Source organism: Streptomyces sp. NPDC015130 (assembly GCF_043080005.1).
Taxonomy (GTDB): domain Bacteria; phylum Actinomycetota; class Actinomycetes; order Streptomycetales; family Streptomycetaceae; genus Streptomyces.
Window position 1 is genome coordinate 340,330 of record NZ_JBIBVC010000003.1, and the last position, 6,181, is coordinate 346,510.

The 6,181-nt window shown below is 69.9% G+C and carries 7 protein-coding genes; 4 read left to right on the forward strand and 3 right to left on the reverse strand.

Features of this window, described 5'->3' with window-relative positions:
* Positions 1 to 52: 52 nt before the first annotated feature.
* The gene (locus ACF08F_RS07750; RefSeq protein WP_392297592.1) at positions 53 to 1,609 is read right to left on the reverse strand and encodes an aspartate aminotransferase family protein; all 1,557 of its coding nucleotides are present in this window, start codon (positions 1,607 to 1,609) and stop codon (positions 53 to 55) included.
* Positions 1,610 to 1,813: 204 nt separating this feature from the next.
* On the opposite strand from ACF08F_RS07750, the gene ACF08F_RS07755 reads away from it, so the two are divergent.
* Positions 1,814 to 2,005, forward strand: a complete 192-nt coding sequence (locus tag ACF08F_RS07755; protein ID WP_392297593.1) for a hypothetical protein — start codon at positions 1,814 to 1,816, stop codon at positions 2,003 to 2,005.
* A gap of 1 nt (position 2,006) precedes the next feature.
* A complete protein-coding gene (locus tag ACF08F_RS07760; protein WP_392297594.1) occupies positions 2,007 to 2,531 on the forward strand; it encodes a flavin reductase family protein in 525 nt (174 codons plus the stop codon).
* Positions 2,532 to 2,673: 142 nt separating this feature from the next.
* Here ACF08F_RS07760 and ACF08F_RS07765 read toward each other — a convergent pair whose 3' ends face one another.
* Positions 2,674 to 3,843 carry an acyl-CoA dehydrogenase family protein gene (locus ACF08F_RS07765; RefSeq protein WP_392297595.1) on the reverse strand — a complete coding sequence of 390 codons (1,170 nt, stop codon included), beginning with the start codon at positions 3,841 to 3,843 and terminating at the stop codon, positions 2,674 to 2,676.
* A 219-nt stretch (positions 3,844 to 4,062) separates the two neighbouring features.
* Here ACF08F_RS07765 and ACF08F_RS07770 point away from each other — a divergent pair, with 219 nt between their 5' ends.
* Together ACF08F_RS07770 and ACF08F_RS07775 are read left to right on the forward strand one after the other, a co-directional pair.
* Positions 4,063 to 4,644, forward strand: coding sequence for a maleylpyruvate isomerase N-terminal domain-containing protein (locus ACF08F_RS07770; RefSeq protein WP_392297596.1), 582 nt, complete (start codon positions 4,063 to 4,065; stop codon positions 4,642 to 4,644).
* Positions 4,645 to 4,658: 14 nt separating this feature from the next.
* Positions 4,659 to 5,411 (forward strand): thioesterase II family protein, encoded by a 753-nt coding sequence (locus tag ACF08F_RS07775; protein WP_392297597.1) that lies wholly within the window; start codon positions 4,659 to 4,661, stop codon positions 5,409 to 5,411.
* 101 nt (positions 5,412 to 5,512) lie between these two features.
* On the opposite strand, the gene ACF08F_RS07780 is transcribed toward ACF08F_RS07775, so the two are convergent.
* Positions 5,513 to 5,905 (reverse strand): YybH family protein, encoded by a 393-nt coding sequence (locus ACF08F_RS07780; RefSeq protein WP_392297598.1) that lies wholly within the window; start codon positions 5,903 to 5,905, stop codon positions 5,513 to 5,515.
* Positions 5,906 to 6,181: the final 276 nt, after the last annotated feature.

A 6,181-nucleotide genomic window follows, 5' to 3' on the forward strand; every position in this document is an offset into this window, starting at 1 on the left:
TCGCTTCAACAGGATCACCCGGACCGAGGAGTCTCACGCCCCTCGGAGGCCGTCACACGACCCCACCGGTGAGGCGCTTCTCGTCCTGGTCGCGCAGGACGGACGCCACCGCGCGCAGGGCGTCCGCGAGCCGCTCGATCTCCGCGTCCGTCAGATGGACCGACGGTGCGAACCGCAGCGTGTTCCCGGCGCTCGCCGTGGGGAACGTCCGCACCCGGTGCTCCCGCAGCAGATAGCCGGACAGGGTGTAGCCCAGCAGGCCGGACCTGGCCCCCTCCCGCACCACCTCGGAGGACGACTCCGACTGGTCGTGGAACTCCAGACCCAGCATCAGCCCCTTCCCGCGCACCTCCTTCACGACGTCCGGGAAGTCCGAGCGAACCCCTTCCAGGGCCTCGGCGAGCCGGGCGCCCCGCTCCCGCGCGAGCTCGTAGGCACGGCCGCCGTCCGCCTCCAGCATCTCCAGGACCTTGAGCGCGATCGGGGTCGAGAAGCCGTCCTTGGCGAAGGTCGAGCTGTGGACCAGCTCGAACTCGTTCCGGTACCGTCCGCTCCGCACGAGCATCGCCGCGGTCTTCGCCAGACCACCGCCCAGGCTCTTGGCCAGCACGTAGTAGTCGCCGCGCAGACCGATCAGGGAACTGGCGAGGAACGCGCCCGTGCGGCCCATCCCGCTCTGGATCTCGTCGATCACCACCGGGACGCCGGCGGCGTCGCACTCCCTGCGGACGGTCGCCGCGAACTCCCGGGTCAGCGGGACGATCCCGCCCTCGCCCTGGATCGGCTCCAGCAGGAACGCCGCGACGAGCGGGAAGGGCCGCTCGACCACGGTGACCACACCGTCACGCACCACGACGTCACGCAGCGCGGCACTCTCCTCGGCGATGATCTCGCCGACGGCGGCCGGGCGGTCGAGCGGAACGAACCGGGCCCGGTTCGCCAGCGCGGTGAACGGAGTCCGGTAGGCGGCGTTGTGCGTCAACTGGACACTGCCGACCAGCTTTCCGTGGAAGGAACCCTCCAGGGTCAGGAAGACCGGCGGCCTGGCGACGACCTCGTCGTTCGCTCGGGACACCTCCTCGGCCAGGGCCTCGAAGTCCTCGTTCCCGCCGCCCGGCAGGACCGCCTCGCCGGCCTCGACCGCCGCCCGCGCGGCGGCGGTGTGCTCCGCCACCTCCGCGAGAAGCTCCTGCACCTGGAGCACCCGGTCCAGCTCGGCGTGCTTGACGGCCGCCTCGATCGCCTCGGCGCCGCTGTTGGCGAAGATCGCCGCGTACGGCTCGGCCGAGCCCGTCTCCCGCCGGACGATGCCGCTGAGCAGCGCGGCCACCTTCTGGGCACCGGAGTTGCGCGAGAACTGGGCGTTGACCGGCGCACCCTCGTCGAGCAGCCGCCGCGCCCGCGCGACGAGCTCGGGGTGGTTGTGGCCGAAGATCAGCGAGCCGTAGCCGCCCGCCGCGTCCAGGACCGGGACCTCCTCCCCGTCCTCGCCGCGGAAGTACAGCGTATTCCCCTCGGCCCGCGTGTATTCGACATCGAGCCCGACAGAGGTGAGGAAACCGAGCAGATAAGGCTCGGAGATTCCCGGTTCAGCGGATACGGAGTTCATGACGCCCCCTCTTCTTGGATACGGGGGACCCTACCCACGGGGCGCCGGGACGGTGCCGTCACAGGGTCACGACGTGGTCACTGAACGGTTGTCACATGCGCTGAACTGCCCTGGTACAGACGTTACTTGAGGATGAACGGACGTCAGAATGCCTTCGGTTAGGTTGGTTCGGTGCTCTCACATCCGAATTCCGAAAGAGGCGGCATGAGTTTCCCATCCGAAGCGACGGGGATTCCCGAACCGGACAGCTCCGCCTGGTGGCGCGGCGTGGACGACAGGGAATCCGTCGGCCGGCTCTCCGCCGCCGACTGCCTGGAGCTGATATTCGCCCGCATCCCGGTCGGCGAGGGCTTCCGCACCTGGCCCTCCGCCGCGGCCCGCACGGCGGAGGTCTGAGATGTCTCCCGTCCAGCCCGTCGCCACCGAGGTGACCCCCGCGTCGCTGCGCGAGGTGATGTCCCGCTTCGCCACCGGCGTCGTCGTGCTCACCGTCGGCGGCGACAACCCCCACGGCATGACGGCCAACGCCTTCACGTCCGTCTCGCTCGAACCGCCGACCGTGCTCTGCTGCATCGGCCACAGCGCCGTCATGCACTCCGCGCTCACCCGGGCCGGACGCTTCGGCGTCTCCGTCATGGGCGCCGAACAGGAGAAGACCACAAGGTACTTCGCCGACAAGAAGCGCCCCCTCGGCCCCGCCCAGTTCGAGCGGATCGACTGGCTGCCCGGCCCCCGCACCGGAGCGCCCCTGCTCTCCGGAGCCCTGGCGTGGCTGGAGTGCGAGGTCACCGCCGCACACGAGGTCGGCGACCACTCCGTCTTCCTCGGCGAGGTCGTCAGCACGATGAACGGCGCCGCCGGCGACGCACTCCTCTTCCACGAAGGCCGTTTCCGGCACACCGGAACCACCCCCCGCCACTGAGCGGAAGCACCCGGACCGAACCCCTCACGCAGATGATCCCGGTGGCCGAAAAGCCACCGGGATCATCTGCATCGGCATGTGCGAAACGCCGACATGCGTGAACCCGGGGCCTCCCCGCCCCGGGTCCACGGCACTCCCTCCCTTACAGGAAGGGGGTCTCCGGGTCGAGACCGAGCAGCGCCCGGCCCTGCACCTCCAGGTTGCCGTTCAGCTGCGCCAGCGCGTGCAGCGAGAAGCCCTGGATGTCACGGTGGAAGCGCTGCAGCGGAACGCTCCGCTGGATCACCGAGCCGCCGCTCGCGTTGAACAGCACCTCGACGGCCTCCTTCGCGAGCTGCGCCGCGAACGCCGTCTGACCGCGCACGACGGCCTTCTCCTCCAGCGACAGCTGCTCGCCCGCGTCGGCCCGCCGCTGCATGAGCTCCAGCCACACGCCCGACAGGGCCTCCGCCGACGTGATCTTGTTGGCGGCCGTCGCCACCTGGATCTGGGTCAGCGGGTGCTGGGTCTGGTCCGTCCACGACGTGTACGTGATGCCACGTCCGGGCAGCCGCTCCAGGAACAGGTCGTACGCGCCCTTGGCGATGCCGATGAACACCGCGGCGGCCGCCGCCATGACCTCGCTCACGAAGCCGTACTCGCGGCCGTCCGCACCGCCGTTGGAGCGGTCACCGGTCGTGCTGAACAGCAGCTCCTCGAAGCGCCCGACCCGGTAGTCGGGCACGAACACGTCGTCGGCCGAGGACGTGGCGCTGCCCGTGCCGGAGCCGGCCGACACCTTCCAGTCGTCGACCACCGTCATGTCGGACATCGGCACCAGCGCCATGACCTCCTCGAGGGAGCCGTCCGCGTGCTCCAGCATCGCCGAGGCGAAGTTCCACTGGGCGCCCCGGCAACCGGAGTTGAAGCGCCAGCTGCCGGTCAGGCGGTAACCGCCCTCGACGGGCGTGAGCTTGCCCGTCGGCGCGAAGGCGCTGGAGATCCGGACCGAACCCTCGGCGAAGAGCTCCTCCTGCGCCCGGTCCGGGTAGAGCGTGGCCGACCACGCGCTGGTCGCCCAGACGAACGTCACCCAGCCGGTGGAGGGGCAGCCCTTCGCCACCTCGGCGATGACCTTGGACTGGTCGGCCAGGTCGAAGTCCAGACCCCCGAAGCGCTTCGGGACGGCTATCCGGAAGACGCCGGCCTTTTCCAGGAGCTCGATGTTCTCGTCGAGAATCCAGCCGCGGTTCTCCGACTCGATCCCGTTCTCCCTGAGCGTCGGCACGATGCTCCGGACGGATTCCAGTACGGATTCGAGTTCAGCGTTCATGCGATTCAAACTCCCTGCTCGATCGTCTCGTTCCGGCGTCGAGCGTACGGCGGGCCGTTCCCCGGGCGATCGGGCCGTGGTCACGAGGTGGTCACCGGGGCACTCCGGAATTCCCGATTACCGGTCAATTACCAGGCGATTCGCGGGCAGTGGACGAAAGCGGCCCGGCCGCCCTTCGATTCTCCGGGAGCCGCGCACGACTGTGGCAGCATGACTCGCATGTCTATCTCCTGGCCCGACCGCGTAGTTACCGCCGCCACCGACTGCACCGACATTCTGCAGAAGGCCGCCGATCAGGACTGGTCCGTCAAAGCCCGGGACAGCGACTGGTCCTGTCGCGAAGTCCTCGACCACACGGCCCTCGGCCTCATCGGCTATTCCGGGCTCCTCATCGCCCGGCCGACCGACCGCTTCACCGGCATGCTCGCCGGATTCAACGGGCACTCGATCCCCGTCTGCCTCGAAGGCGTCCGCATCTGCGCCACCATCCTGGCCTCGGCCGTGCGCGAGGCGGACCCGCAGGTCCGTGCCTTCCACCCCTGGGGCAACTCCGACGGCCCCGGCTTCGCCGCCATGGGCGTCCTCGAGATGGTCGTCCACACCTACGACGTGACCGAGGCGATGGGCCTCGGCTGGCTGCCCTCGGACGAGCTCTGCGCGCCCGTCGTCGAGCGCCTCTTCCCGGACGCCCCGACCGGGCACGCCCCCGCCGAGACCCTGCTCTGGTGCACCGGCCGCATCGACCTCCCCGGCCTGCCGCGGCGCCGCGACTGGGGCGGCTGGGACGGCAACGTCCGCTGATGAGGGGGGAAACGATGGACACAGCCTGGCTCCGGCGATTCGGCGGCGTGGGACAGAAGGCGCCGGCGGGAGGGGTCCGGCTGGTCTGCTTCCCGCACGCGGGCGGCGCCGCCACCTCCTACGTACAGCTCTCCCGCCTCCTGAGCCCGGCCGTCGACGTGCTGGCCGTCCAGTACCCGGGGCGGCAGGACCGGTACCGCGAGCAGCCGGTCGAGTCCGTCACCCGGCTCGCCGAACACGTCGCGGACGCCCTGGGCCCGGCCGACGGCCGGCCGTACGCCTTCTTCGGGCACAGCATGGGAGCCGTCGTCGCCTACGAGACGGCGCGCACGCTCGCCGCTCGCTCGGAGCCCGGCCCCCTGCGGCTGTTCCTCTCCGGACGGGCGGCGCCGGAGCCTCGGCCCCAGGCCGCCGACCGGATGAAGAGCGACGCCGACGTGATCGCCGCGATCCGGATGCTCGGCGGCACCGGCGCGGGCGTCCTCGACGACCCCGAGCTCATGGAGATGGCCCTGCCGGCCCTCCGTGCCGACTACCGGGCCATCGGCTCGTACGCCTGGGAGCCGGGCCCGAAGCTCGACTGCCCGATCACGGCGCTCGTCGGCGACGCGGACCCCGTGGCCCCCGTGGCCAGGGTCGCGGACTGGAGCGGCTTCACCGAGGCGGGCACCGACCTGCGGGTCTTCCCCGGCGGTCACTTCTACCTCGACGGCCGCTTCGAGGAGATCGGGGACGTGATCACCGCCGCGCTCGGTGTGAGCGTCTGACTGTACGGGAGAGAGACCGTACGACTGAGGAACCGTACTGAAGAGAAGGGCCCTGCTTCCGGTCGACCGGAAGCAGGGCCCTTCTCCGTTCCCCTCGGGCGTCAGCTGCCGTTCGGGTAGTCGATGGCGAAACGCCACTTGCCGTCCTCGCCGAGCCGCAGGACGTCGTTGCCCACACCCTCGTGGACCTCGGCGACGCCGTCGGCGCCCGTGACGTCGATCCGCCAGTCCACGACCAGGAGCGCGGCGTCGCCGGCCACGTAGGAGTGGCGGAGCGTGGCCGTCATCTTCGGGCCGAGGGAGAGGAACTCCGCGAGCGCGTCCTTGCGCGCCTGGCCGGTGAGCGGCTTGTCCGCCTCCCAGGCCGAGACCGCCGTCTCGGTGTAGAGCAGGTTGACCAGATCAGCGTCGCCCGAGTTGAAGGCCCGCACGTAGAGCTCGGTCTGCTTGGTCGCGTCGTCGGTCAGAGCGAAGTCGTCGATAATGCTCGTCATAGCGAATTCGTGCCCGCTTTCCATGTGAAGTGCACTGCTAATTCCACTGGCGCTCGAAGGCTATCTCCGGGGACCTCACGAGGGGTTCAGCGAGGAGTAACCGACCGCCCATGAGTGACCCGCCGATGAGCGAACAGACCCGCTCAGGGTGAGTTACCGAACATTTGCAGGACCTATTCCGCCCGTCTGTAAGGTCGTTGACGACCACAAAACCCGTGCTGATCCGCGGGGCGGAAAAGCGGCAGTAGTTGGGGAAGTCCGTTGGGGGATTCAGTG